Annotated in this window: 23 protein-coding genes and 1 pseudogene; 5 read left to right on the top strand and 19 right to left on the bottom strand. The window is 63.5% G+C overall.

The window, feature by feature from the left end; genetic code table 11:
• The 3 genes and pseudogenes from JX25_RS15160 to JX25_RS13475 all read left to right on the top strand — a co-directional run.
• Positions 1–697: IS256 family transposase (locus JX25_RS15160; RefSeq protein ID WP_241557973.1), on the top strand; the 697-nt coding region annotated here is incomplete at its 5' end.
• 334 nt (positions 698–1,031) lie between these two features.
• On the top strand, positions 1,032–1,346 hold the full coding sequence (locus JX25_RS13480) for a Hint domain-containing protein (protein WP_128255614.1): 315 nt from the start codon (positions 1,032–1,034) through the stop codon (positions 1,344–1,346).
• A 119-nt stretch (positions 1,347–1,465) separates the two neighbouring features.
• A pseudogene (locus JX25_RS13475) lies at positions 1,466–1,588 on the top strand (ATP-binding protein); the annotation flags it as partial.
• A 106-nt stretch (positions 1,589–1,694) separates the two neighbouring features.
• Here JX25_RS13475 and JX25_RS13470 read toward each other — a convergent pair.
• Positions 1,695–2,177 carry a YidH family protein gene (locus tag JX25_RS13470; RefSeq protein WP_128255613.1) on the bottom strand — a complete coding sequence of 161 codons (483 nt, stop codon included), beginning with the start codon at positions 2,175–2,177 and terminating at the stop codon, positions 1,695–1,697.
• Positions 2,178–2,569: 392 nt separating this feature from the next.
• Positions 2,570–2,809, bottom strand: coding sequence for a DUF1127 domain-containing protein (locus JX25_RS13465; RefSeq protein WP_128255612.1), 240 nt, complete (start codon positions 2,807–2,809; stop codon positions 2,570–2,572).
• Positions 2,810–2,952: 143 nt separating this feature from the next.
• Between JX25_RS13465 and JX25_RS13460 the strand changes: the two genes are divergently transcribed.
• Positions 2,953–3,816, top strand: a complete 864-nt coding sequence (locus tag JX25_RS13460) for a LysR family transcriptional regulator (protein WP_128255611.1) — start codon at positions 2,953–2,955, stop codon at positions 3,814–3,816.
• Positions 3,817–3,876: 60 nt separating this feature from the next.
• Here the strand turns inward: JX25_RS13460 and JX25_RS13455 are convergent, their stop codons facing one another.
• The 5 genes from JX25_RS13455 to JX25_RS13435 form a co-directional block, all read right to left on the bottom strand.
• The gene (locus JX25_RS13455; RefSeq protein ID WP_128255610.1) at positions 3,877–5,283 is read right to left on the bottom strand and encodes a TRAP transporter large permease; all 1,407 of its coding nucleotides are present in this window, start codon (positions 5,281–5,283) and stop codon (positions 3,877–3,879) included.
• Between the two features lie 3 nt (positions 5,284–5,286).
• Entirely contained in the window at positions 5,287–5,859 is a 573-nt protein-coding gene (locus JX25_RS13450; RefSeq protein ID WP_128255609.1) for a TRAP transporter small permease, read from the bottom strand.
• A gap of 52 nt (positions 5,860–5,911) precedes the next feature.
• Positions 5,912–6,883, bottom strand: a complete 972-nt coding sequence (locus JX25_RS13445) for a sialic acid TRAP transporter substrate-binding protein SiaP (RefSeq protein ID WP_128255608.1) — start codon at positions 6,881–6,883, stop codon at positions 5,912–5,914.
• Positions 6,884–7,202: 319 nt separating this feature from the next.
• The gene (locus JX25_RS13440) at positions 7,203–8,273 is read right to left on the bottom strand and encodes an Ldh family oxidoreductase (protein ID WP_128255607.1); all 1,071 of its coding nucleotides are present in this window, start codon (positions 8,271–8,273) and stop codon (positions 7,203–7,205) included.
• A 106-nt stretch (positions 8,274–8,379) separates the two neighbouring features.
• Positions 8,380–9,609 (bottom strand): aminotransferase class V-fold PLP-dependent enzyme, encoded by a 1,230-nt coding sequence (locus tag JX25_RS13435; RefSeq protein WP_128255606.1) that lies wholly within the window; start codon positions 9,607–9,609, stop codon positions 8,380–8,382.
• Positions 9,610–9,674: 65 nt separating this feature from the next.
• Here JX25_RS13435 and JX25_RS13430 point away from each other — a divergent pair, with 65 nt between their 5' ends.
• Positions 9,675–10,463 (top strand): IclR family transcriptional regulator, encoded by a 789-nt coding sequence (locus JX25_RS13430; protein ID WP_128255605.1) that lies wholly within the window; start codon positions 9,675–9,677, stop codon positions 10,461–10,463.
• On the opposite strand, the gene JX25_RS13425 is transcribed toward JX25_RS13430, so the two are convergent.
• The 12 genes from JX25_RS13425 to JX25_RS13370 all read right to left on the bottom strand — a co-directional run bounded on the left by JX25_RS13425 (position 10,454) and on the right by JX25_RS13370 (position 22,459).
• Positions 10,454–10,945: a RidA family protein gene (locus JX25_RS13425; protein WP_128255604.1), complete on the bottom strand. Its 492-nt coding sequence runs from the start codon at positions 10,943–10,945 to the stop codon at positions 10,454–10,456. The two genes, JX25_RS13430 and JX25_RS13425, sit on opposite strands and share 10 nt — an antisense overlap.
• On the bottom strand, positions 10,914–11,897 hold the full coding sequence (locus JX25_RS13420) for an ABC transporter ATP-binding protein (RefSeq protein ID WP_128255603.1): 984 nt from the start codon (positions 11,895–11,897) through the stop codon (positions 10,914–10,916). The genes JX25_RS13425 and JX25_RS13420 overlap by 32 nt, the downstream gene beginning before the upstream one ends.
• Positions 11,894–12,892: an ABC transporter ATP-binding protein gene (locus JX25_RS13415; protein WP_128255602.1), complete on the bottom strand. Its 999-nt coding sequence runs from the start codon at positions 12,890–12,892 to the stop codon at positions 11,894–11,896. The genes JX25_RS13420 and JX25_RS13415 overlap by 4 nt, the downstream gene beginning before the upstream one ends.
• Positions 12,892–14,019, bottom strand: coding sequence for an amidohydrolase/deacetylase family metallohydrolase (locus JX25_RS13410; protein ID WP_128255601.1), 1,128 nt, complete (start codon positions 14,017–14,019; stop codon positions 12,892–12,894). Before JX25_RS13410 ends, JX25_RS13415 begins: the two co-directional genes overlap by 1 nt.
• A 1-nt stretch (position 14,020) precedes the next feature.
• The gene (locus JX25_RS13405) at positions 14,021–14,878 is read right to left on the bottom strand and encodes an ABC transporter permease (protein ID WP_128255600.1); all 858 of its coding nucleotides are present in this window, start codon (positions 14,876–14,878) and stop codon (positions 14,021–14,023) included.
• On the bottom strand, positions 14,878–15,819 hold the full coding sequence (locus JX25_RS13400; RefSeq protein ID WP_128255599.1) for an ABC transporter permease: 942 nt from the start codon (positions 15,817–15,819) through the stop codon (positions 14,878–14,880). The genes JX25_RS13405 and JX25_RS13400 overlap by 1 nt, the downstream gene beginning before the upstream one ends.
• A 53-nt stretch (positions 15,820–15,872) precedes the next feature.
• A complete protein-coding gene (locus tag JX25_RS13395) occupies positions 15,873–17,378 on the bottom strand; it encodes an ABC transporter substrate-binding protein (RefSeq protein ID WP_128255598.1) in 1,506 nt (501 codons plus the stop codon).
• A 217-nt stretch (positions 17,379–17,595) separates the two neighbouring features.
• Positions 17,596–18,441: a fumarylacetoacetate hydrolase family protein gene (locus tag JX25_RS13390; RefSeq protein ID WP_128255597.1), complete on the bottom strand. Its 846-nt coding sequence runs from the start codon at positions 18,439–18,441 to the stop codon at positions 17,596–17,598.
• A gap of 15 nt (positions 18,442–18,456) precedes the next feature.
• Positions 18,457–19,170, bottom strand: coding sequence for an SDR family oxidoreductase (locus tag JX25_RS13385; RefSeq protein WP_128255596.1), 714 nt, complete (start codon positions 19,168–19,170; stop codon positions 18,457–18,459).
• A 15-nt stretch (positions 19,171–19,185) separates the two neighbouring features.
• Complete coding sequence (locus JX25_RS13380; RefSeq protein ID WP_128255638.1) at positions 19,186–20,655, bottom strand: UxaA family hydrolase; 1,470 nt, start codon at positions 20,653–20,655, stop codon at positions 19,186–19,188.
• Between the two features lie 47 nt (positions 20,656–20,702).
• On the bottom strand, positions 20,703–21,686 hold the full coding sequence (locus JX25_RS13375; RefSeq protein ID WP_128255595.1) for a zinc-binding alcohol dehydrogenase family protein: 984 nt from the start codon (positions 21,684–21,686) through the stop codon (positions 20,703–20,705).
• Positions 21,683–22,459 (bottom strand): ATP-binding cassette domain-containing protein, encoded by a 777-nt coding sequence (locus JX25_RS13370; RefSeq protein WP_128255594.1) that lies wholly within the window; start codon positions 22,457–22,459, stop codon positions 21,683–21,685. Before JX25_RS13370 ends, JX25_RS13375 begins: the two co-directional genes overlap by 4 nt.
• Between the last annotated feature and the right edge of the window lie 22 nt (positions 22,460–22,481).

Here is a 22,481-nt window from a genome sequence, read left to right as displayed (position 1 = left end):
CAAGATCCGCGATGCCGACAGTCGGATGGTCAAGAACAAGGCGGTCTACATCGCCCTGGGTGTCACCAGGGATGGGGAGCGCGAGGTCCTCGGACTCTGGATCGCCGACAACGAGGGCGCCAAGTTCTGGCTGTCGGTGATGAACGAACTGCGCAACCGGGGGGTTCAGGACATCCTGATCGCGGTCGTGGACGGCCTGAAGGGCTTCCCGCAAGCCATCACAGCGGCCTTCCCGGATACCACAGTTCAGACCTGCATCGTTCACCTGATCCGGCATTCGATGAACTTCTGCAGCTGGAAGGACCGCAAGGCCGTGGCCGCCGATCTGCGCCCGATCTACCAGGCCCCGACGGCGGAGGAGGCCGCCCGACAGTTGGACGGGTTCGAGGAGAAATGGGCCGGGAAATACCCCTCCATTGCCCCGGCCTGGCGCCGGGCCTGGGCCGAGGTGATCCCGTTCTTTGCCTTCAGCGCAGCGATCCGGAAGATCATCTACACCACCAACGCCGTGGAGTCGCTGAACCGGGTGCTGCGGAAGACGCTGAAGACCAAGGGCTCATTCCCCACCGAGGAGGCCGCGACCAAGCTGATCTACCTGGCCATCCGCAACTTCGAGAAGGGCGGTCGTGCGGTTCGTGAATGGGTTGCGGCCCGCAATCAGCTGGCCATAATGTTCGCCGGGCGCTTCGACGCCTGACTGTATCTGAAAACCGTATGGGCCCCGTCAGATACACAGAGTTTCAGACACTCCCGACGAAACCCATGAAGTATCGAGATTTGGGGTGGGAGCCATCCCGAGGGTGATGTCCTTCGACTGGCCCCACGCTGACCCCCCTCTGCAGATCTGTCAGCAGGATCTGGATGGTGCAGCACAGCTCTTGTTCCTTTGTGGGATGCGAGGCAGATCACACGCTTTGATGGTGCTCAAGCCCTAGGGCGGCGTATCATCAAGGCTCTGTAATAAGGAAGAAAGTCGGGGGTGGAGGCGCTGGATTACCAGCCTCGAGGTCTATGATCCGGCAGGAAAGCTGGTGGCGAAGTACCGCCAGATGAACCCGGGCCAGACCGCCGATCTCCAGAGCGACATCTCCGGGCTCGGCGACGGGTACGCGCGGACCACATCTCGGTGGGCCAAGGTCAAGCACCTTGCCGAAGCCGGATTGGCAGTTGTCCGCGAGGATATGGCCGCCATCACCTATCATCACGTCCTTCTCGCCGATTACTCTGTTATCATGACCGCTCCCAATCAGGTAGAGAGCCTGCTGCTGACTTCTTACTCCACGGGTTTATGGGGCCGCTCGCCCGCCTTTCAGAAACATGAGGGCGTTTCTTCCATCTTCTCATGAAGAGTGGCGGCGCGGAGAGCTTTTACGGCATCTGAAGCTGCATAGCGGCGCCTCTGCGCCCCATCGGAAGAAGCTTTTGGCCATCGCTGCGCAGGTCATGATCTGAGTCTACCACGCGAAGCACTTCAGGTGGTGCGCCGCTCTTCTATCTGCTGAGCAAGCTCTACGAACGCACAAGCGTCATCATCACCACCAATCTCAGCTTCGGCGAATGGGCCACGGTCTTCGGAGACGCCAACGTGCGAGCATGACTTGGCGCACATAGCACGGCCCCCTAAAACGAGTGACGTTCTTTCCCGGAGTCAAGCTTGGGGGAAGCATCCTGACAGAGTGTCATGATGCCCGTGCTCATCCACTTGCTGTCCAGATTCCGACCAGTGCAGCAAGGGATACGAACGCAAGAAAACCGTTGAGCGTGAGGAGGAGCAGTGCAGGTATGCGCCGCACGTCAGGCGTTGGAGGCATCGCACCCGGACGCATCTCCCGCCATACCGCCGCCAGGAAGCAGAAGGCGCTGAACAGCACCAGCGCGCTGCCGGCAAACCTTGTCAGGCCTTCGTGAAGCACGTCCTCGAGGAGTGCCTGCGCGCCCACGCCGGAGGCAAGTGCCGCAAGTCCTGTCCGTACCCAGGCTGCATAAGTGCGTTCCGCCGCAAGAATGGTGCGATTTGCTGCAAGCTCGGTTCGCCGATCAGCCGCGTCCGTCTGCTTTACGGTCTCTTCTTCGAGTTGCTCGGCACTTTCGGCAACCTCTTCGTTCTGCTTTTGCAGCACCTTCGTAGTCTTGGCGAGCTCCTGCCCGGACGTCTCATCATTCTGGGTTGTATTCATGTCGCCGCTCCTGATGCCCGCAAAGTCCCATGCATAGAGTGCCTTTCCGATCATCTGCATCAAGCTAAGAATAAAGAATTGTTAGCTATGCTTGGCAGTAATCTGCTGCCCCCTTGTTGATTGCTTCACACGGATCGCAGGGATGATCCGCGGCTTCGAACCCAATCGGCTGACGAAGCGGGCGCTGAGGCAGGCCTCCATTCCGACAAAGCACCGTGGAAGGGCGCCAAACGCTTCCTGCAATGCGGCACGCTTGACCTTCCGTCGAAGAGCAACCTGGCCCGACCGGTCATCGGGATTTCGGTCCCGATGCTGCCGTCCTTGGAACGGGCGGCAGGATCCAAAGCGCGGCGCAAAGAACTTAAGGTGCAGTTACTTGCATGCACTGGCCACTAAAGTCCGCGCGGCGGAACGCGCCAGTGCGGGGGAACGTCCCACAGGCGGCGCGCGACTTCGGCCCGCCTCTGCTCCTCCGTCAGGCCGATGTCTTGAAGTTGATCTTCGTTCAGCTCGGCAAGGGCGCGGCGCGACCGGCGAACCGCCAGCATCAGGAACAGGCGTTTGATCGGATGCAGCCGCACGGGTTGGTGCTGTTCGATGGCTTCTAGCTCACTGTGGATCCTGCTGAACATCCTTCAATCCTCTTGATGTATCATATCAAAGATAAAGATGACGTAATCCCTTATCATCTTCGTTATTGATGAATGGCAGAGTGTCGGATATTTGGGAAACGAATGGTTCTGATAACTGTCATCACGCGGATTGAAGGTTCATCATGCGTAACCTCGACATCGCCACGCTACGCTCGCTGCAGGCCGTTGCCGAATACGGCGCCGTTACCCGCGCGGCCGAGATGCTGAACATGACGCAAAGCGCCCTGTCGATGCAGATGAGGCGACTGGAGGAGGTGTTCGGCCGTCCGATGCTGGTGAAGGCGGGTCGGGGCGTGGTTCTCAGCGATTTTGCGCAGGATCTGCTGGGGGAAAGCCGGAAGCTGGTGTCGCTGAACGATGCCATCCTTGCACGGTACACCGGAGCCCGACCGGAAATGCGGCTTCGGGTGGGGCTGACCAGCGACTGGCTGTTCACCAAGGTGGCGCTTGCCGTGCGCGCCTTCCGGTTGGAGCATCCTCGGACGGAGCTGATCATCAACGATGCGCGCAGCAAGGATCTTATCGCCCAGATGAAGCGCGGCGAACATGACATCATCCTGACGACGGAATTCGATGCGCCGCCCGGTGCCCTGCAGCTTGCCAAGGTGGATCTGGCGTGGGTTGGGGCCGTCGGCGGCACGGCATGGCACAGCCGGCCCGTGCCACTGGCGAACTCGCCCCATTGCGCCTATTATCCCGTCGGTATCCGCGCGCTGGAGCAGGCCGGACTCGATTGGGTGCAGGCCGGTACGGACGGTGGAAGTGACACGTGGCGCATTCTGGCCGCGGCTGATCTTGGAATAACGATTTCGCCCCGCGGGATCGGACATGCGGGGCTGGAGGTCGTGGAACACGGTGGGGCACTGCCGCCCCTGCCCCCCACTTGGCTGAACGTTTATGTTGCCGAAGGCCCGGCCCGACAGGAAGCAGCAGACTTTACCAGCTTCCTTCGTCGTGCTGTCTGCGAAGTGGCCGCAGCTGCTTGATCCAACGGGGGCGAGCACGCCCCGCCGAATGGCGCTGATCATGCCGGCCGGACGACGGGCCTAGCGGATCAGGCCAAGCTGCGTCGGCAGCCACAGCGTAAGCGCGGGAATGAACGTAATCAGCAGCAGCGCGATGAACAGCGGGACAACCCAGGGAAGGATGGCCATCGCCGTCCGTTCCACTGACAACTTGGCGATCCGCGACAGGACGAACAGGACCATCCCGACCGGGGGCGTCAGCAGCCCGATCATCAGGTTCAGCGTCATCACGACACCCAGATGGACCGGATCGATACCATAGCGGGCGGCCACCGGTATCAGGATCGGCACGAGGATGGAGATCGCGGCAATGGTATCCAGAAACGCCCCGACGATCAGCAGGATGATGTTGACGATGATCAGGAACGTCCACCAGTTGTCGGTCAGCGCGAACATCGCGTCCGAAAACACTTGTGCCGCCTGACTGACCGTCAGCAGCCACGCAAAGATCGACGCAGCCGTGACGATGAACAGGACCGATGCCGTTGTTTCGATCGTGTCGAAGCTGGCTTTCGCAAGTGTGCGAAGCGTCATGGTCCGGTACCGTACAAGGCCAAGGAACAGCGACCACAACACAGCGGCAACGGCAGCCTCGGTCGGGGTGAACCAGCCCATCGTCATGCCGCCGATCAGCAGCACGGGCGCCATCAGGGCCATCACGGCGTGCCAGTCAAAATACCAGTCCAGTGCGATCAGCGTCACCAGCGCGACCATCACCGCCACGTTCAGCGAAACGCCCAGCGACACCAGCAGCCAGATCGCCAGCGGGAAGCACATGACGACCACGATCTCCAGCGAGGCACCGGCCAGTTCGCGCAGGTCGAACGGCGTGTCGGACCCCCAGCCCTTGCGATGCGCGAAGATGAACACGGTCAGCATCATCAGCACCACCATGACCACGCCCGGCAGGATGCCAGCCATGAACAGTGCCCCGATAGAGGCGTTGGCCATCATCCCGTAGATCACGAAAGGCAGCGACGGCGGAAAGATCGGCCCCACTGTGGCCGAGGCTGCGGTGACACCCACCGCAGCCTCCACCGGATAGCCGTGATCCTTCATCGCCTTGATCTCGATCGTGCCGATACCGGCGGCATCCGCAAGCGCGGTTCCGGACATCCCCGAAAACACGACAGAGCCGACAATGTTCACCTGCGCCAGCCCGCCCTTCATCCAGCCCACCAGCGACAGCGCAAAGCGGTAGATGCGGCCCGTGACGCCCGCGATGTTCATCAGATTGCCGGCAAGGATGAAGAACGGCACGGCGATCAGCGGAAAGCTTTCCACGCCCGCGATCATCCGTTGCGCCGCGATGATGTCGGGCGCCACATCATAGCTGAGAAGATACAGCAGCGACGCCCCCGCCATGGACACCGCTACCGGAACGCCCACGATCATCAGCACCAGAAACGATCCGATCAGAAGCAGCATGGTTCAGATCCCCGTCGTGCCGCTTTCGGCGGCTTTTTCGCGAACGGTCTTGCCGCCCCGTAAATCGTTGACGATGTTCTGGATCGATCGCAGCAGCATCAGCACGAAAGCTGCAAGCACGGTATAAAAGACGATGCTGCGCGGCAGGTCCACCGTCACCATCCGTTCAGATCCGACGATCCCGACATAGCGCCACATGAGCCATGACATGTAGCCGAAGAACGCGATGGTCAGCGCATCGACCAGAAGCCACATGATGCGCCCCACCCGTCGCGGCAGCAGGTTGTAAAGAATGTCCACCGCGATGTGCCGCCCCATCCGCACGCACATCACGGCCCCAAGGAACACGATGACGACAAGGCAGTTGGCGGCGATCTCCTCGGTCCAGGCAAGGCTGTTGTTCAGCACGTAACGCGTGAAGAATTGCAGGAAAACGCACAGCGCCATGCCCCAGAAGACGGCCAGCGTCAGCCAATCCTCGATAGAATACAGCTTCAGTTCGGCGGATGCACCATCACCGTCGAAGGCATGCGCCATTTCTTCCACGCTGCGCGGCGGGTGTTCACGGTCGCCCATGACGTTCCTCGATCTTCGGAAAGGACGGCCGGGTTTGCCCCGGCCGGCAGCATCATTGCACGGCGCGGATCGCTTCCCAATCCTCGCGGTTATAGCCGTAGTTTTCCAGCGGCGCGTTCTCGAGGACGGTGTTCAGGAACTCCTCCTTGTCGACCTCGGTCACAGACAGCCCGTCGGCCCTGAACTTGTCCACCAGCTCGGCCTCGCGTTCCTCCACGATCTTGGTGGCACGTTCAGCCGCTTCCAGCATCACGTCGCTGAAGATCTGCTTGTCCTCGTCCGACAGGCTTTCCCAAAGGCGGCCCGAAACAACCGTGTTCAGGTGATCGACAATGTGGCCGGTCAGAATGATGTTGGACTGCACCTCGTAGAACTTCTTGGCCTCAATTGTCGTCAGGGGGTTTTCCTGCGCATCGACAGTGCCGTTCTGCAGCGCCAGATACACTTCGGCAAAAGCGATGGGTGTCGTGTTCGCCCCGCAGGCCTGTGGCATGGCCAGATAGGCGGGAACGTCCGGCACGCGGATCTTCAGCCCCTGCATGTCGGCGCAGGTTTTGATCTCCTTGTTCGCAGTCGTATGCCGGGTGCCGTAATAGGTGACGGCCGTGATATGGTTTCCGCTGGCTTCCTCGTATCCTTCCACCAGTTTCTTGAAAACGTCGCTTTTGGTATAGGCGATAAGGTGCGCCGGATCGCGGAAGATATAGGGGTAATAGGTCACCCCGATTGGCTTGTATTCGCGCGATGCGAAGCTGGATCCCGAAACGATGATATCCACCGTGCCCAGCTTCAGCCCCTGGTTGATGTCCGCTTCCTTGCCCAGTTGCGAAGCCGGGAACACGTCTATTTCATAACGCCCGTCCGTGCGCTTTGCGATCTCCTCCGCCGCCCAGACGGATTCGGTATGGAACGGTTCAGTCGCCTCATAGACATGCGCCCATTTCAGCGTCGTCTGGGCTTGGGCAATGGCGGCGCTGGCCATCAGCGCCGCGACCCCCAGCAGTGCCTTCATCGTGAACTTCATGCTTCTCCTCCCATCAGCTTCGGTTCAATTTTGTTTTGTTGTGCCTTTGTTCTGGCAGGAGGACAGAGGGGGATCAGGATCGGGATGTCCCGACATGTGCCGGTTTGCCCTGTTCATCTGCCCGTCCAATCCATCCCGCGCACAAGCTGCAGGCGACCTCTCCTGTTGAACCCCAGGCCCGTGGGTCCAATCCACCGTCTGCCGGCAGAACCGGCAGTCGCTGCTGTCAATGAACATGTTTCCCCGGAATACGTCGCCTCCCCGCGACGCGGCCAAGTGGCCTTACAATCATGACGGTAGCGAGGGGTTGAGGTTCCGGTCAACGGCTTTCTTTCGGCGTGACCATCGGGATGCCAAGGGTGCGGGCCCATTCGCTGAAACCCGACAGGGTTGCAGGGTCAAGCGTCACACCCTCCTCTTGCCGTTGCGCCGCGACTTGCCATTCCCGATCACCCGGCGCCATGACGCAGCAACCTTCCCGAACGGGCGAAGATCGCAGCGTTTCTACATATCGGCGCATCCCCGCATCGAATTGTGCGCGATCAAGAAATGCATCGGGGTTCAGCGCCAGCACGAATGCACCCATCGCGCGCGGGGTGGAAAAGTCGGGGCCGCCCATCGGCGGGATATCGAAGCTTAGCGTCATGCCTGACAGCACCGCGCTGAAAATCTCGGCCACCCCCGCAAGTGCTGCGCCCTTGAAGCCGAACGCGCCGCCCAGAGGGGCCAGCATATCCGCCTTGTGCGGATCCCCCGTATCGACACCCTGCGCGTCGGACGCCACACCGGGCGGCAAATCCACCCCGAGGCTTTGGTAAAGCTGCACGCGGTTATAGGGAATGGCGCTGGTGGCCATGTCCAGAAGCCATGGATCCCCCTTTCCTACCGGCACGGAAACCGCAATCGGGTTGGTCCCGTGAAACCGCATCGCGCCGTCATGCAGACGCACGAAGCTGTCGCTGTTGCAGAAGGTCACGCCGATGAACCCTTGCCGCGCCGCCGCAAGGGAATATGCGCCCGCTGGTCCGAAATGCGAACTGTTGCGGATGGAAACGGCACCAAGTCCGAAGCTGCCGGCCAATTCCATTGCACGGTCCATCGCGCGAAAGGTTGGCAGCGCGCCTTGCGCATTGTCGCCATCCAGAACCTCCACCGCGCCGAAGCTCCCGATCGTGCGCAGCTGCGGGGTCCGGTTCAGCCGCCCGCCCTGAAGCGCCTTCAGGTAGTGCGGGAGCAGGCGGACCCCGTGACTGTCCACGCCAAGCGTCGTGCCGTGCATCATCGACCGGCTTGCCGCATCCGCGGTTTCCTCGCTGGCCCCGATTGCCAAAAAGGCGGCGTGGGTGAAATCGTGCAGATCCTGAAGTGCGAACCGTTCGCTTCGTTCCATGACAGGCCTCCTCCCCAGATGGCACTTTCAAGGATTATTGATGACCCAAGGCATCCGTACAACAATCGCCACTGTCGGCCCCGCACCGGGGCTGTGCGATGCAGCTTCAGGCCCCGGAAAGCCAGTTCATATAGGAAGCCGTTCCGCCATTGCGGGCCGCAGCAAGGGCGGCGCCCGCATCGATGCGCGCCGCTTCACGGCCCTCGCGAAGCACGGCCACCAGCGCGTCGCGCACCAGTTCGGCCTGCCCCGGCATCAGGTTGCAGGGATCAAGCTGGAAATACCCCTTCTCCACCTCATGCCCCCGAACGATCACCGGCGGGTCGTGACGGCCAAGGGCTTCGGCGAATTGCGCGGCGCAAGCACCTGCCGCTTGCGCGTCGATCCAGATCTGCAACCGGTCCAGCGGGTTCGCAGTCGGGTCGGGAATGCGGTGCGCGCTGACGCCGTCGATCCCCGCCAACGCCTGCTGCCACAGGTCAAGGGCGGCGGTTTCGGTTGCGCGGATGGCGGCGTGGTCCCGATCCATCCACTGCTCCATCGCGGCAATGGCACCTGCAAGGCTCTCCTTCCCGATCTTCATGCCCCGCCCGATGCCGATATTTTGCAGATACCCTGCCCGGACCAGATCCTTTCGACCCGCAACGATGCCCGATGTCGGCCCGCCAAGGAACTTGTGCCCCGAATAGATGACGATGTCCGCCCCCTGCGCGAGCAGCCCCGTCAGGTCATATTCCGAGGCGGCATCGACGATCACCGGCACCCCCCTGGCATGGGCGATCTCGATGAAGGTGCGCAGCGGGATCATCCCGTAATCCACCACGTGGTGAGAGATGACGTAAAGCGCGGCGGCGCAAGTTTCGTCCAGCACCGCATCCAGTTGATAGTCCTTGGCCAGCGTGGATTGCCCCACCACCCGCATCTGCCCGCCCGCCAGTGCGATTGCCTGCGACACGGGCGCACCATATTCGCACAAGTGCCCCATCTGCACCGCCACGCCGTTGCGGGGGCCGGGATCGTTTGGCAGCGCCTCTGCCCGCGCGGGATCAAGGCCGGTGATCGCTGCCGCCACCGAAAGCGAGATGCCGGCACTGGCCGATGCTGTGAGGAACCCTGCCTCTGCCCCCGTCAGCTTCGCGATCACCTGCGATGCGCGGGACTGCATTTCGTGGATGCGCACGAAACGCGTCATCACCGCCGCCGTTGCCTGCGCCACCCGTTCCGACGTCATCGACCCGCCAAGCGACGTCATTGTTCCCGACACGTTGACCATGCGGCCATAGCCTTGGGCGTCATGCCACGACCAGTCGATCCCGTACCCTTCGTTCCTGGGCATGCGCCCCTCCGTTCTTGTGCCGACTTCCATTATTGCGTACCCCTGTCCCAAAGAAGGAGCCCGTGATGAGCGATGACGTTTCCGATGATGCCCCGCGTCGTGGCCGCACCAGCGGCATGGACCGCGCCCTTCAGATCCTTGATATCCTGACCGAACGGCACCAGCCGATGTCGGCCTATGATCTGGCCCGCGCCACGGGCGCGCCGCCCTCCACCGTCTACAAGGTCATTGACGAGTTGACGGAGCGGAACATGCTGTCGCGCAGCGCCGATGGCCGCGCATGGCTGGGCCCGCGCCTGATGCGTTACGGCCTCGCCTATCGTGCGAGGATGAGCGCGTTCGGAGAGGCGGAGCGGGCCATGTTCGCCCTGAACGAACGCGTGGGAGAGATGGTGCAGATCTGCGCCCGTGATGAAGGAATGATGCAGGTCGTGGCGATGGCAGAATCCTCTGGCCCGTTCCGCGTGACATCTGACGTGGGCACGCGGGTGCCGCTGAACTGGACCGCTTCGGGGCGGCTGCTGGTCGGGCACCTGCCGGACGCGGCGCGCGTGGCCGTGTTCCGCGAACATTCCCGCCCATCGAATACGGGGCTTGCCGAAACCGATCCCGACAAGCTGGCCGCCGTGTCGCGCCGCGATTTTCTGGACGGTCTTTCGGTGCAGATCGACACGTCCGAGGATGAGGTCGCCTGCATCGCCGCCCCCGTTCGCGGGCAGGACGGCACGTGCGAGTTGACGCTGTCGGTTGTGATGCCCAAGCACCGGGTGGAGGCGAAGTTCGACCTTGTGGCACAGGAGGTGCGCGAGGCGGCGCGGTCGGTCGAACGGGCGCTTGGCCTGCATCATCGCTGATCCGCGGCTTCGAAGATCGCCTCGATCTCCACCGTGATCTGGTTGGGCAGCGATCCCACACCGAAGGCCGACCGCGCATGGATGCCGCTTTCGCCGAAAACCTTTGCCAGAAGGTTCGATGCGCCGTCAATGACGAAGGGGTGCCGCTCGAACTCCGGCTCGGCGTTGACCATGCCCAGCAGCTTCACGACGCCGCCCACGCGGTCCAGCGACCCGAGGCTGTCGCGCAGCGCCGTCATGATGTTCACCGCCACCAGTTCGGCATGTTCGCGCGCCTGTTCGGCCGTGACGTCACGGCCCACCTTGCCGCGCATCAGCGTGCCGTCGGCCTGCACCGGCCCCTGCCCCGAGACATAGATCATTCCCCCCGCAAGGCGCACGTTGCGGAACGATCCGATGGGGCTGGGCGCGGCCGCAGGCAGCATGACCCCAAGCGCCGACAGCCGCGTTTCAGGAGTGGTGGCCAGCGATGTGATGCGCATTGAGATCCTCGGTTCTGATGCAGTAGCTGTCATGTTCAGGTCCGACCGGACATGCGGGCGGCACCGTTTCGGCGCAGGCAGGGATGGCGTGGTCGCAGCGGGTTCGGAAAACGCAGCCCGACGGCGGGCTGAGCGGGCTGGGAATATCGCCGCGCAAAGGCTGACGGTTGCGCGCGGCCCGTGGATCGGGCTGCGGAATGGCCGAGTTCAGCGCCCGCGTGTAGGGATGCGCGGGATCGCGGTGGATCGCCTCGCTGGGCCCGAACTCCATCAGACGGCCCAGATACATCACCGCAACCTGATCACAAAGATAGTTCACGACCGACAGGTCATGCGCAATGAACAGCATGGTCAGGTTGCGACGCTCTCTCAGGTCCAGCAGCAGGTTCAGCACCTGCGCCTGGATGGAAACATCAAGGGCGGATACGCTTTCATCGGCCACGATGAACTCCGGCTCCAGCGCCAGGGCGCGGGCGATGCCGATGCGCTGCCGCTGGCCGCCGGAAAAGGCATGCGGATAACGATCCATGTGGTCCGCGGAAAGGCCCACCTCCTCCAGCAGGGCGGCCACGCGATCACGCCGCTGGGACCGCGTGCCGATGCCATAGGCACGCAGGCCTTCGGCGATCAGGTCGCCCACTTTCAGGCGCGGGTTAAGCGACGACATCGGGTCCTGAAAGATGATCTGCATCCGCTGCCGCATGTCGCGCATCCTTGCGGATGGCAGCGCGGTGATGTCGGTGCCGTCGAAATGCACGCTTCCGGCCGAAGGTTCGATCAGGCGCAGCAGCGCGCGGCCCAGCGTGGTCTTGCCCGACCCGCTTTCCCCCACCACACCGGTGATGGAACCGCGTTGAATGTCAAAGCTCACATCCTCCACCGCGTGAACGGTGCCGGAGGGCGTATGGAAGTGCTTGGTCAGGTTGCGCACCTGAAGCAGCGGCTGTGTCATGCGGCCCCCGGCATATCGAAGATGCAGGCGGACAGATGCCCCGGTGCCTTTTCATCCAGCGCCACGGGCAGCCGGCACGCATCGCGCGCGTGCGGGCACCTGGGGGAAAAGGCGCAGCCCGGCGGCAGTGCGAAGGGTGACGGCACACTGCCGGGGATCGGCACCAGACGGTCGGCACGGCCCCGCCCCTCGCGCGGGATCGATGACAGAAGACCCTGCGTGTAGGGGTGGCGCGTGTCGTCGAACAGCTCCATCACGCCGGCCTGTTCCACCACAGCACCGGCATACATCACCGCAACATCGTCGGCCATTTCAGCCACCACGCCCATGTCATGCGTGATGAACAGGATCGACATGCCCAGATCCTTCTGAAGCCGCCGCATCAGATCAAGGATCTGCGCCTGAATGGTCACGTCCAGCGCCGTTGTCGGTTCATCTGCAATCAGCAGCGCGGGGTGGCAAACCAGCCCCATCGCGATCATCACGCGCTGGCGCATGCCGCCCGAAAGTTCATGCGGATAGGCGTCGATGCGTTTCGCGGCACCCGGGATCTCCACCAGCTCCAGCATCTCGATCACGCGGCGGCGGCGTTCGGCGCCGCTCAGGTGTTCGTGCAGCAGCAGCATCTCCCCGATCTGGTCGCCGATGGTGAACAGCGGGTTGAGCGAGGACATCGGCTCCTGAAAGATCATGGAGATGCCGGGACCGCGCAGCTTGCGAAAGCCCGCCCCATCCAGCCGCGCCAGATCCGTCACCTTTCCGTCGCGCCCGCGAAAGGCCAGCCGCCCTGCCCGCACCTGCCCCGATGGCGGCAGCAGCCCCATCAGCGCCAGCGAGGTTACCGATTTCCCCGACCCGCTTTCCCCCACCAGCGCCAGCGTGCGCCCGCGCGCCAAGGTGAAGCTGACATCACGCAGCGCGTCCACGGCGATGCGCCCGCGCCCGAAGCTGACGCGCAGGCCTTCGACCGACAGGATGATGTCGTCTGTCTGCATCATGACCCTCCGGGTGCAAGGCGGCGGGCGGCGGGCTGTGCATCGTCGCCCAGAATCGTCATGCGCGGTTCGAACATCCGGTCCAGCACAAGGTGGTTGCCCTGGCTGTCCATCACGTCGATCTCCGCATCCTCCAGATCGAATACGGTGAAGTCGGCGCGGGTGCCGGGGGTCAGCCCCTCCGCCCCCGAAAGGCGAAGGACGGATCGGGGGGCATTCGTTGTCGCCTCGATGCAGGCGTTGAAGGGCAGGCCGACTGCCAGCAGCTTGGCCACCGTGGTTGCCAGATCATAAACCGGCTTTGCCATCGAATGCTGGTGCAGGTCGGTGGAGATGGAGAAAGGCCGCAGCCCGTCGGCGATCGACTCCCGCGCGGTCTTGAAGTTGAAGGACGCGCCACCATGACCGATGTCCATCAGGATGCCGCGTTCGGCCAGTTCCGTTGCCTGGCGGAACAGTGCCGGCGTGTCGCGGATCGACCCCGCAGGCTTGCCGTTGAAGCAATGGGTGACGATGTCGCCGGGGGTCAGGATGTCGAACACCTCGTCGATCAGGGGCGGCGGCTCGCCTACATGGACCATCAGCGGCAGGTTCGTCATTTCGGCCACGCGCTTGGCGATCTTGGCGGGGGTGATGCCCCAGCTTCCGACTATCACGCCCGAGGCGCGCACCTTGATGCCGCAGATCACGTCCCGGTTCGCTTCGATCACCGCCAGCGTGCGGTCGATGTCGATGGATCGCCAGTCGATCAGTTCCGGCACGCGGTTACACGCCACCAACCCGATAGAGCCGATGTTGAGGAAGGCCTTGATCGTCTCGCTGGCGGGCTTGATGACGTATTCGCGCAGGCCATGAAAGCTTGCCTCGCCGGCAGAACCGGCATCGGCCATGGCGGTCACGCCGGTGGGGCGGCCCGCTTCGGCGGCGCGGACGGAGATGTCGGTGCCGCCATGCCAGACATGGACGTGCAGATCGCACCAGCCGGGCGACAAGAACGCGCCGTCAAGGTCCAGAACCTCGGAACCCTCTTCCGGCGCAGGGGCAACGCGGCCATCCGCCCCGACAAAGATTTCGTCCGGTGTCTGGTCGAAACCGACCGGCCTGAAGTTTCTGAGGGTCAGGGGCATGTCAGCTCTCCTTGGCAAGCTTGGGGTCCAGTGCGTCCCGCAGACCGTCGCCGACGATCTGAAGCGACAGCACCGAAAGGGCGATGGCGATACCGGGAAACAGGATCAGGAAGAACGCCGTGTCGATATACTGGCGCCCCTCGTTCACCATGATGCCCCAGGTGGGTGTGCGGGGATCGACGCCCACGCCCAGAAAGGACAGCCCCGCCTCCGCCAGCATGGCATAGGCGAAGATGAAGGTGGCCTGCACCATGATGGGCGACAGGATGTTGCGCAGCACATGCGTCACCATGATTGTGGGCGTGCGCGTGCCAAGGGCGCGGGCGGCCTCCACATAGGGCAGTTCGCGGATGACAAGGGTGGAGGCGCGGACGATCCGCGCGATCCGCGGGGCATATACGATGGACAGCGCGAGGATGACGTTCAGCATCGTGCCGCCAAAGATCGCGACCAGAGACAGTGCCAGCAGGATATCGGGAAAGGCCATCATCGCATCGATCAGGCGCGACAAGGCCGCATCGGCGCGCCGGAAGAACCCGGCAATCAGACCGATCGCGATGCCCACTACCGAAGACAGCACCGCCACCCCCAGCCCGATGCCCAGCGAGGTTTGCCCTGACACCATCAGGCGCCCCAGCACGTCGCGCCCAAAGGCATCGGCCCCCAGCGGGTATTCCCCCCCGGGCGGCGTCAGGCGGTTGCGCACCGACATGCCCCCCGGTTCGGCAAGGCCAAGCGCTGGCACAAGAAAGCAGGCGGCAACAACAGCAACAAAGACGGCCAGCGCCACGGCGACCGATGGCCGCTGGAACATCAGCTTGCGAAAGCCCGGTGCGGCGGTGGTGGATGATCCTGCCATCAGTATTTCACCCTCTTGTCCACGGCCAGATACAGCAGGTCGGTCAGCAGGTTCACCAGCACGTAAAGCGTGGCCACGACGATCAGCGTTCCTTGGATGACCGGGTAATCCCGCCGCAGCACCGCGTTGACCACAAGGTTGCCCATGCCGGGCAGGTTGAAGACGCGCTCCGTCACCACCGCGCCGGAAATCAGCAGCGCAAATGTCAGTCCCACGACGGTGATGATCGGGATGCCCGCATTTTTCAGCGCGTGCCGCAGCACGACGCGGCGTTCCGTCATCCCCTTGGCGCGGGCGGTGCGAACATAATCCTCGCCAAGGATGTCCAGCATGGAGGCACGGGTGAAGCGCAGGATCAGCGCGGAGTTGGTGATCCCCAGCGTGATGGAGGGCAGCACGAGGTGCCACATCCGCGTTCCGAAATCCGCTCCCACGCCACCATAGCCCGAAGCCGGAAACCAGCCCAGATCCGTTGCAAGATACCGCTGGAAGATCAGCCCCGTCAGAAAGCTGGGAACCGAGGCTGCCAGCATCGCCGTGGTGATGGAGGTTTGATCCAGAACCGAGCCGCGCCGATACGCCGCCCAGATGCCGATGGGCGTCGCAATGACCAGCGCCACCAGAAGCGAGAAGAGGGCAAGGAAGATCGTCGGCTCCGCACGGCTGGCCAGCACCTCGGTCACGGGGCGGTCAAAGAACAGCGACCGGCCCAGATCCCCCTGCAGGGCATTGGCCAGAAAGGTCAGATATTGCACAAGGATCGGCCGATCCAGACCCAGGCGGACGCGCAGTGACTGCACCTCCTCGGGGGTGGCGTCGGGGCCCAGCAGCAGCGAAGCGGGGTCGCCCGGTGCCAGCCGCACCAGGATGAAGGCAAGCGTCAGCACCAGAAAGACGACGATGATCATGCCGACCAGGCGACGCAGAAGATAGCTGCGCATCGGGACACCTCATGCGTGGCGGGGGAACGGGCCGGATTGCTGGCCCGTCCGGATCAATCGGCCTTCGACGCGTTCCAGAACGCGGGCCATGGCGAGGGCGAAACGCTGTCCAGGGCCTTTGCCTTGCCGTGCAGCGCGTTGAAGTTGCCGATCTTCAGGAGCCCCACGTCCTCGTACGCCTTGGCCTGAAGTTCGGCGAAAACCTCCTTACGGGCCTGGGGATCGGTCTCGCTGGTGAAGCGCGCCAGTATCTCGTTCTTTTCGGCATTGTCCCAGCCTTCGCGGGACGAGGAGAAGAAGATCGAGGTCAGCGCCGGTTCCGGCAGGAAAGGCGAATGGGTGATATAGATGTCCCATACGGCCGGGTTGTCGCGGTTCTGCGCCAGCGTCGCCCAGTCCACCACGTCCATCTGCACGGTGAAGCCTGCCATCTCCAGCGCCATGGCAGCCACCTCGGCCATCTTGTAGTGGAATTCGTATTGGCGCGAAGTCAGGATGCGGAGCGGCGAGCCGTCGTAACCGGCTTCCTCAAGGTATTCGGCAGCCTTGGCCTGATCGTTGATGTTGTAAAGGTCGGTTCCGGCATCGGTGTACCACGCCCAACCTTCGGGATAGAAAGCGCCGTCGGTCTGGAAGAACTTCTCGTCCCCGAAGGCAGCGAACAGCATGTCGTCAACCGGCAGCGCCGCCTGAATGGCGCGGCGGATGTTCAGATCCGTCGCCAGCCCTTCCTTGTGGTTCAGTGCGAAGATCGGCCAGCCGAAGGGTTCCAGCAGCACGGGCTCGGCCACGTCAGAGGCAGCGATACGGTCATAAGCCTCGGTCGGCAGGCTGTCGGCATAATCGAACTGGCCGGACAGCAACCCCTCCACCCGCGTGTTGGGATCGGGCACGGGAACGAAGCGGATTTCGTCCGGGGTCTGGGCGCGTTCCCCCGCCGCATCGCCGGGCTGGGTATAGCCGTCGAAGCGGACCAGTTGCGTATATTGGTCCGGCACCCGCGATTCCACCTTGTAGGGGCCGGTGCCGACAGGCTTCTCGATCTGATCGGCAAGGATCTCCTCGGGATAGATCGCGGCGGCAGAGTTGGAGAAGGCCAGCAGCGACAGCAGCGGCGCGTAGGATTCGTTCAGCGTGATCGTGACTTCCGCAGGGCCGGTCGCCTCGATGCTGGCGATCTTGTCGGCGATGGCCATGCCACGGCTGGCAACTTTGGCCCATCGCTGCACCGATGCCGCCACATCGGCGCTGTCCATGGCAGATCCGTCATGGAACGTAACGCCTTCGCGCAGCGGAATGGTATAGGTTTTTCCATCATCGCTGATCGCAGGCATGTCGGCCGCCAGCAGGGGCACCACCGACCATTCTTCATCGAACGTGTACAGCGTTTCGATGACATGCTGCGTCACGATGCTGACGATATCCTTGGTGGAAACCATCGGATCGAACGTATCAGGGTCGCCGATGATGGCGACGTTCACCACCTCCTGCGCGAAAAGCGGACTTCCGGCGGTAAGGGCGATGGCGGTCGAGGCGGCAAGACAGGTACGAAGTATCATGCGAGGCTCCCCTGTATAATAACGGATCCTGGTCCGTAGGATCAGTAGAGACTCGATGTTCATATCTGTCAACTATGGTGCATAGTTGTGTAAGTCTGGTTAGCTTCCGCTTCAGATGCCGGAAGCGCACCCCGCATATCGCGCTTCATTGAAAGCTGGCCATCGGCGAGGCAAGCCGGAAGCCGCCGCCAGTCCCGCGGGACGTGGCGGCGGCGCTTTACGCGTCGGCCACGACCTGCTGGCGCTGCTGGCCCAGCCCGTCGATCCCCAGCTCCACCACGTCCCCTGCACGAAGATAGCGCGGCGGCTTCATGCCCATGCCCACCCCGGGCGGCGTTCCGGTGGAAATCACGTCCCCCGGATGAAGGGTCATGAACTGGCTGAGGTAGTGGATGATGAACGGCACCTGATAGACCATGGTGCGGGTCGATCCGTTTTGCATCCTCTCTCCGTTCACGGTCAGCCACATGCCAAGATCCTGCGGATCGGCAATCTCGTCCGGTGTTACCAGCCACGGGCCAATCTGGCCAAAATTGTCGCAGGACTTGCCCTTGGTCCACTGGCCCGCGCGTTCTGTCTGGAAGGCGCGTTCGGACACGTCATTGGTGACGGCAAAGCCTGCGACATGGGACATCGCATCAGCCTCGGAGACGTATTTGACGGGCTTGCCGATGATGACGGCCAGTTCCACTTCCCAATCCGTCTTGGTGGAGGTGCGGGGAATCACGATCGGATCGTTCGGGCCGCAGATGGCGCTGGTCGCCTTCATGAAGATCACAGGCTCCGGCGGAACGTCCATGCCGCTTTCGGCGGCGTGGTCGGCATAGTTGAGGCCGATGCAAATGAACTTCCCTGTGCCGGCAACCGGAGGGCCAAGGCGCGTGGCGGCATCGACCACCGGCAGAGCGTCCGCATCCAGTGCGGCAAGGCGTGCCAGCGCGTCGGGGTGCAGCGCCGGACCGGACAGGTCTTGCAGATGCTGCGACAGATCGCGGATGCTGCCATCTTTGTGCAGCAGGCCCGGCTTTTCGGCGCCCGCGGCACCATGGCGAAGAAATTTCATGTCGTCTCCCTTACGTCAGATGGTCCAGCCGCCGTCGATGCTGACGGCCTGTCCGGTGGTATAGGTTGCGCCGGCCAGATAAACGGCGAGGTCGGCGATCTCCTCCGCATCGGCGATCCGGCCCATGGGCTGCCGCGCCACAAACGCCGCGCGTGCCGCTTCGTAATCCCCTGTCGCTGCCAGCCGCTGGTCCAGTGAAGGCGATTGCACAGTTCCCGGACAGATCGCGTTGCAGCGGATGTTGTGCCCTACGAAATCCGCCGCGACGGATTTCGTCAAGCCCAGCACGGCGGCCTTGCTTGCGGAATAGGCGAAACGGTTCGGCACCCCCTTCACCGCCGACGCGACCGAAGACATGTTGATGATGGCGCCGTGCCGTCGTTCCATCATCCCCGGCAGCACGGCACGGATCGTCCGCACCATCGCCCGCAGGTTCAGGTTGAACGCGAAATCGAGATCGGCCTCCGTCACCTCCAGGATGGTGCCGCCGTGCACGACGCCGGCGCAGTTGAACAGCACATCCACCGGCAGATCGGCACAGAAGGCCGCCACCGCCGCATCGTCAAGCACGTCCAGACGTGCGGTATGGCAGTTCAGGCCGTCCAGCCCTGCCTCGTTGATGTCGGTCGCGATCACCTCTGCCCCCGCGCGGATGAACGCCTCTGCGCTGGCCCGCCCGATGCCCTGCGCGGCCGCCGTGATCAGTACCCGCTGCCCCTTCAGATCCATTCCGTCCCCTCCCGCTTACATCACGGCGCCGATCTGCCACGGCACGAACTCCACCGCGCCAAAGCCCTGCGCCTCGCTTTTCGTTTCCTCGCCGGAAGCCACGCTCAGCATCAACTCGAATATCTCGCGGCCCTTCGCTTCCAGGGTGACACCGGAAAGGATCTCTCCGCAATCCACATCCATGTCCGGTTCCATCCGCCGCCACAGTTCGGGGTTGGAGGCCAGCTTGATGCACGGCACGGGGCGATATCCCGACACGCTGCCCCGCCCGGTGGTGAAGGCGATCAGGTTCGCGCCCGAGGCCACCTGCCCGGTGACAGAACATGGATCGTAACCCGGGCTGTCCATGAAGACGAAGCCGGGCGCATCAATGGGTTCGGCATATTTGTAGACGCCGGAAAGCGGTGCGGCCCCGCCCTTCGCCACTGCCCCGAGGCTTTTCTCCAAGATCGTCGTCAGCCCGCCGCGCTTGTTGCCGGGGGAGGGGTTGTTGTCCATCTCTCCGAAGTTGCGGGCGGTGTAATCTTCCCACCACTCGATCAGGTCGATCAGCTTGCGGCCCGTGGCGGTGTCGGTGGCGCGGCGGGTCAGCAGGTGTTCGGCGCCATAGATCTCTGACGTTTCCGACAGGATCGAAATGCCGCCATGCCGCACCAGAAGGTCCGAGGCGTGGCCAAGCGCGGGGTTTGCGGTGATCCCCGAATATCCGTCTGACCCGCCGCATTGCATCCCCAGCACCAGCTTCGATGCGGGCGCTTCCTGCCGGACGGCATGATTTGCCTCGGCAGCAAGTTCGCGCAGGATGGCGACGCCCTTGTCCACCGTGGCGCGCGTGCCGCCCGTCTGCTGGATGGTCATATAACGGAAGCGGGCGCTGTCCTTCAGCACCTGCCGGTCGATCAGGTCGGGGATCTGCATCACCTCGCATCCCAGGCCCACCATCAGGATCGTGCCGAAATTCGGGTTGTGGCCATAACCTGCGATGGTGCGGAACAGCGTCTCGTATCCCTCGCCCTTGCCGGACATCCCGCAGCCCGTGCCGTGCACGATGGGCACGATGCCGTCCACGTTCGGGAAGTCTTGCAGCCAGCCCTGCCGCTCCGCCTCCTCGGCGATGAAGCGGGCGACCGATCCCGCGCAGTTCACCGAGGTCAGGATGCCGACATAGTTGCGTGTCCCGACCCGCCCCGAGGAGCGGTGGAACCCACGGAACGTGGCTTGCGCATCGATGGGCGGCAGCGGAACGGCGGCGGTGCCGAAGCCGTAATCCTGCCGGTGCGCCCCCATGCCAAGGTTCTGCACATGCACATGTGCCCCTGCGGCGATGAACTGCGTTGCCGTGCCGATGACCTGGCCGTATTTCAAGACCGCCTCCCCTTCCGCGATGGGGCGGATGGCGACCTTGTGGCCGGCGGGAATGACCTCTGCCGCCACGACGTCATGGGTCAGCAGGGCGCCGGGAAGCAACGGTTGCAGCGCGACCATGATATTGTCACGGTCGTGCAGGCGAAGGGCGGTTGTCGCGATGTCTTTCACGGGGTCACCAGTATCTTGACGATGCCGTCGCGGTCATGGACCAGCGACGGGAAACGTTCCGGCAGATCGGCCAGCGGCACGGTGGCCGAAACCAACGCCTCGGTCGGGATCGCGCCGTCGCGCATCGCGGCGATAACACGGTCGAAATCGGCGCGAAGGGCGTTACGGCTGCCGATGATGCGGGTTTCGCGCTTGTGGAATTCCGCGTCGGAAAACCGGATATCGCCTTTCACCACGCTGACCAGAACCGTGCTGCCGCCATGGGCCACCAGCGGGAACCCCGCCTCGATCGCGGCGGCGTTGCCGGTTGCGTCGAACACGGCGTCAAACCCTTCGGACAGATCGCCTGTCAGGATGCTGTCGCCCGGCTGGTGCAGGTGATCAAAGCCGCTCAAGGTTTGCGCAAGCGAAAGGCGCTTGGCGCTGATGTCCATCAGATGCACCTTTGCCCCAGCAAGCCGTGCGAACAGCGCCGTGCCAAGCCCGATCGGCCCCGCCCCCGTGACCAGCACCAGATCGCCCGCCCCCACTCCCGAACGTGCGACGGCGTGCGCGCCGATCGCCAGAAACTCCACCATCGCGGCCTGTTGCGGCGTCAGCCCGTCGGCGGGATAAAGATTGCCCGCCGGAACCGCGATCTGCGCACACATGCCGCCGTCGCGATGCACACCCAGCACTGCGATATTGCTGCAGCAGTTGGGCTTGCCGCAGCGGCAGGCGCGGCAGGTGCCGCAGGAAAGGTAGGGGTTCACCACCACCAGCCGTCCTGCATCCGGCCCGCTGGCGATGTGCCCGGAAAGTTCGTGTCCGATCACGCGCGGGTATTCGAGGAACGGGTGCTTGCCTTCGAAGATGTGGTAATCGGTGCCGCAGATGCCGATGGCGGCGATGTCCACCAGCACCCACCCCTCGGGAACCTCCGGCTGCGGGCGGGACTGAACCTCGAACCGGCCGGGTTCGACGCAGATGCCGGCCTTCATTGCGCCGCCTCCAGGTTGCGGGCGGACCAGTCGGCGGGAAGTTCGCCCTTCACGATCAGGCTCAGCACGTCGTCCTTCGTCACCTCGTCGATGCGATGGGCGCCGACGATGCGCCCCTTGTTCATCACGATCACGCGGTCGCACAGTTCAAACACGTCATGCATGTCATGGCTGACAAGGAAGATGCCGATCCCGTCTGCGCGCAGCTTGCGGATCAGGTCCGCGACCATCGCCGTTTCCGACGGACCAAGCGCCGCCGTCGGTTCGTCCATGATCAGCACCTTCGTGTCGAAATAGATCGCCCGCGCGATGGCGATGACCTGCCGCTGCCCGCCCGACAGGCTGGACACCGGATCGCGCAGGTTGCGGAAGTTGGGGTTCAGACGCGCCAGCACCTCGCGCGCGGCGCGCAGCATGCGGGCCTCGTCAAGATTGCCGAAGCGGGTCCGCAGCTCCCGCCCCAGAAACAGGTTGGCGGGCGCGTCCAGATGATCGGCCAGTGCCAGCGTCTGATAGATCGTCTCGATCCCGTGGTCGCGGGCATCGATGGGGGTGCCGAAGCGAACGGGGGTGCCACCGACGCGGATCTCCCCGCTGCTGGGGATCATCGCACCGGCCAGGATGCGCATCAGACAGGATTTGCCCGCGCCGTTATGGCCCAGAAGGCCCACCACCTCGCCCGGATAAAGGTCGATGGAGACATGCTCCACCGCGCGGATCCCGCCGAAGTGCTTTTCGATGTCGATCATCTCGACCAGCGGCTGTTGCGACATGGCGGGCTCCTGTTCGCGGGGA

Source organism: Falsirhodobacter deserti (genome assembly GCF_004015795.1).
Taxonomy (GTDB): domain Bacteria; phylum Pseudomonadota; class Alphaproteobacteria; order Rhodobacterales; family Rhodobacteraceae; genus Falsirhodobacter; species Falsirhodobacter deserti.
Note: the sequence above shows the minus strand (reverse complement) of the source record. Positions and strands in the feature narration are given on the sequence as shown.

Bases quoted from the DNA above. Each gene is read 5' to 3' on its own strand.
- JX25_RS13440 (WP_128255607.1), bottom strand. From the start codon at position 8,273: ATGGAACGAAGCGAACGGTTCGCACTTCAGGATCTGCACGATTTCACC.
- JX25_RS13420 (WP_128255603.1), bottom strand. From the start codon at position 11,897: ATGACACAGCCGCTGCTTCAGGTGCGCAACCTGACCAAGCACTTCCAT.
- JX25_RS13400 (WP_128255599.1), bottom strand. From the start codon at position 15,819: ATGCGCAGCTATCTTCTGCGTCGCCTGGTCGGCATGATCATCGTCGTC.
- JX25_RS13445 (WP_128255608.1), bottom strand. From the start codon at position 6,883: ATGAAGTTCACGATGAAGGCACTGCTGGGGGTCGCGGCGCTGATGGCC.
- JX25_RS13415 (WP_128255602.1), bottom strand. From the start codon at position 12,892: ATGCAGACAGACGACATCATCCTGTCGGTCGAAGGCCTGCGCGTCAGC.
- JX25_RS13455 (WP_128255610.1), bottom strand. From the start codon at position 5,283: ATGCTGCTTCTGATCGGATCGTTTCTGGTGCTGATGATCGTGGGCGTT.
- JX25_RS13430 (WP_128255605.1), top strand. From the start codon at position 9,675: ATGAGCGATGACGTTTCCGATGATGCCCCGCGTCGTGGCCGCACCAGC.
- JX25_RS13395 (WP_128255598.1), bottom strand. From the start codon at position 17,378: ATGATACTTCGTACCTGTCTTGCCGCCTCGACCGCCATCGCCCTTACC.
- JX25_RS13435 (WP_128255606.1), bottom strand. From the start codon at position 9,609: ATGCCCAGGAACGAAGGGTACGGGATCGACTGGTCGTGGCATGACGCC.
- JX25_RS13390 (WP_128255597.1), bottom strand. From the start codon at position 18,441: ATGAAATTTCTTCGCCATGGTGCCGCGGGCGCCGAAAAGCCGGGCCTG.
- JX25_RS13385 (WP_128255596.1), bottom strand. From the start codon at position 19,170: ATGGATCTGAAGGGGCAGCGGGTACTGATCACGGCGGCCGCGCAGGGC.
- JX25_RS13380 (WP_128255638.1), bottom strand. From the start codon at position 20,655: ATGGTCGCGCTGCAACCGTTGCTTCCCGGCGCCCTGCTGACCCATGAC.
- JX25_RS13425 (WP_128255604.1), bottom strand. From the start codon at position 10,945: ATGCGCATCACATCGCTGGCCACCACTCCTGAAACGCGGCTGTCGGCG.
- JX25_RS13375 (WP_128255595.1), bottom strand. From the start codon at position 21,686: ATGAAGGCCGGCATCTGCGTCGAACCCGGCCGGTTCGAGGTTCAGTCC.
- JX25_RS13370 (WP_128255594.1), bottom strand. From the start codon at position 22,459: ATGTCGCAACAGCCGCTGGTCGAGATGATCGACATCGAAAAGCACTTC.
- JX25_RS13470 (WP_128255613.1), bottom strand. From the start codon at position 2,177: ATGAATACAACCCAGAATGATGAGACGTCCGGGCAGGAGCTCGCCAAG.
- JX25_RS13460 (WP_128255611.1), top strand. From the start codon at position 2,953: ATGCGTAACCTCGACATCGCCACGCTACGCTCGCTGCAGGCCGTTGCC.
- JX25_RS13450 (WP_128255609.1), bottom strand. From the start codon at position 5,859: ATGGGCGACCGTGAACACCCGCCGCGCAGCGTGGAAGAAATGGCGCAT.
- JX25_RS13405 (WP_128255600.1), bottom strand. From the start codon at position 14,878: ATGGCAGGATCATCCACCACCGCCGCACCGGGCTTTCGCAAGCTGATG.
- JX25_RS13465 (WP_128255612.1), bottom strand. From the start codon at position 2,809: ATGTTCAGCAGGATCCACAGTGAGCTAGAAGCCATCGAACAGCACCAA.
- JX25_RS13410 (WP_128255601.1), bottom strand. From the start codon at position 14,019: ATGCCCCTGACCCTCAGAAACTTCAGGCCGGTCGGTTTCGACCAGACA.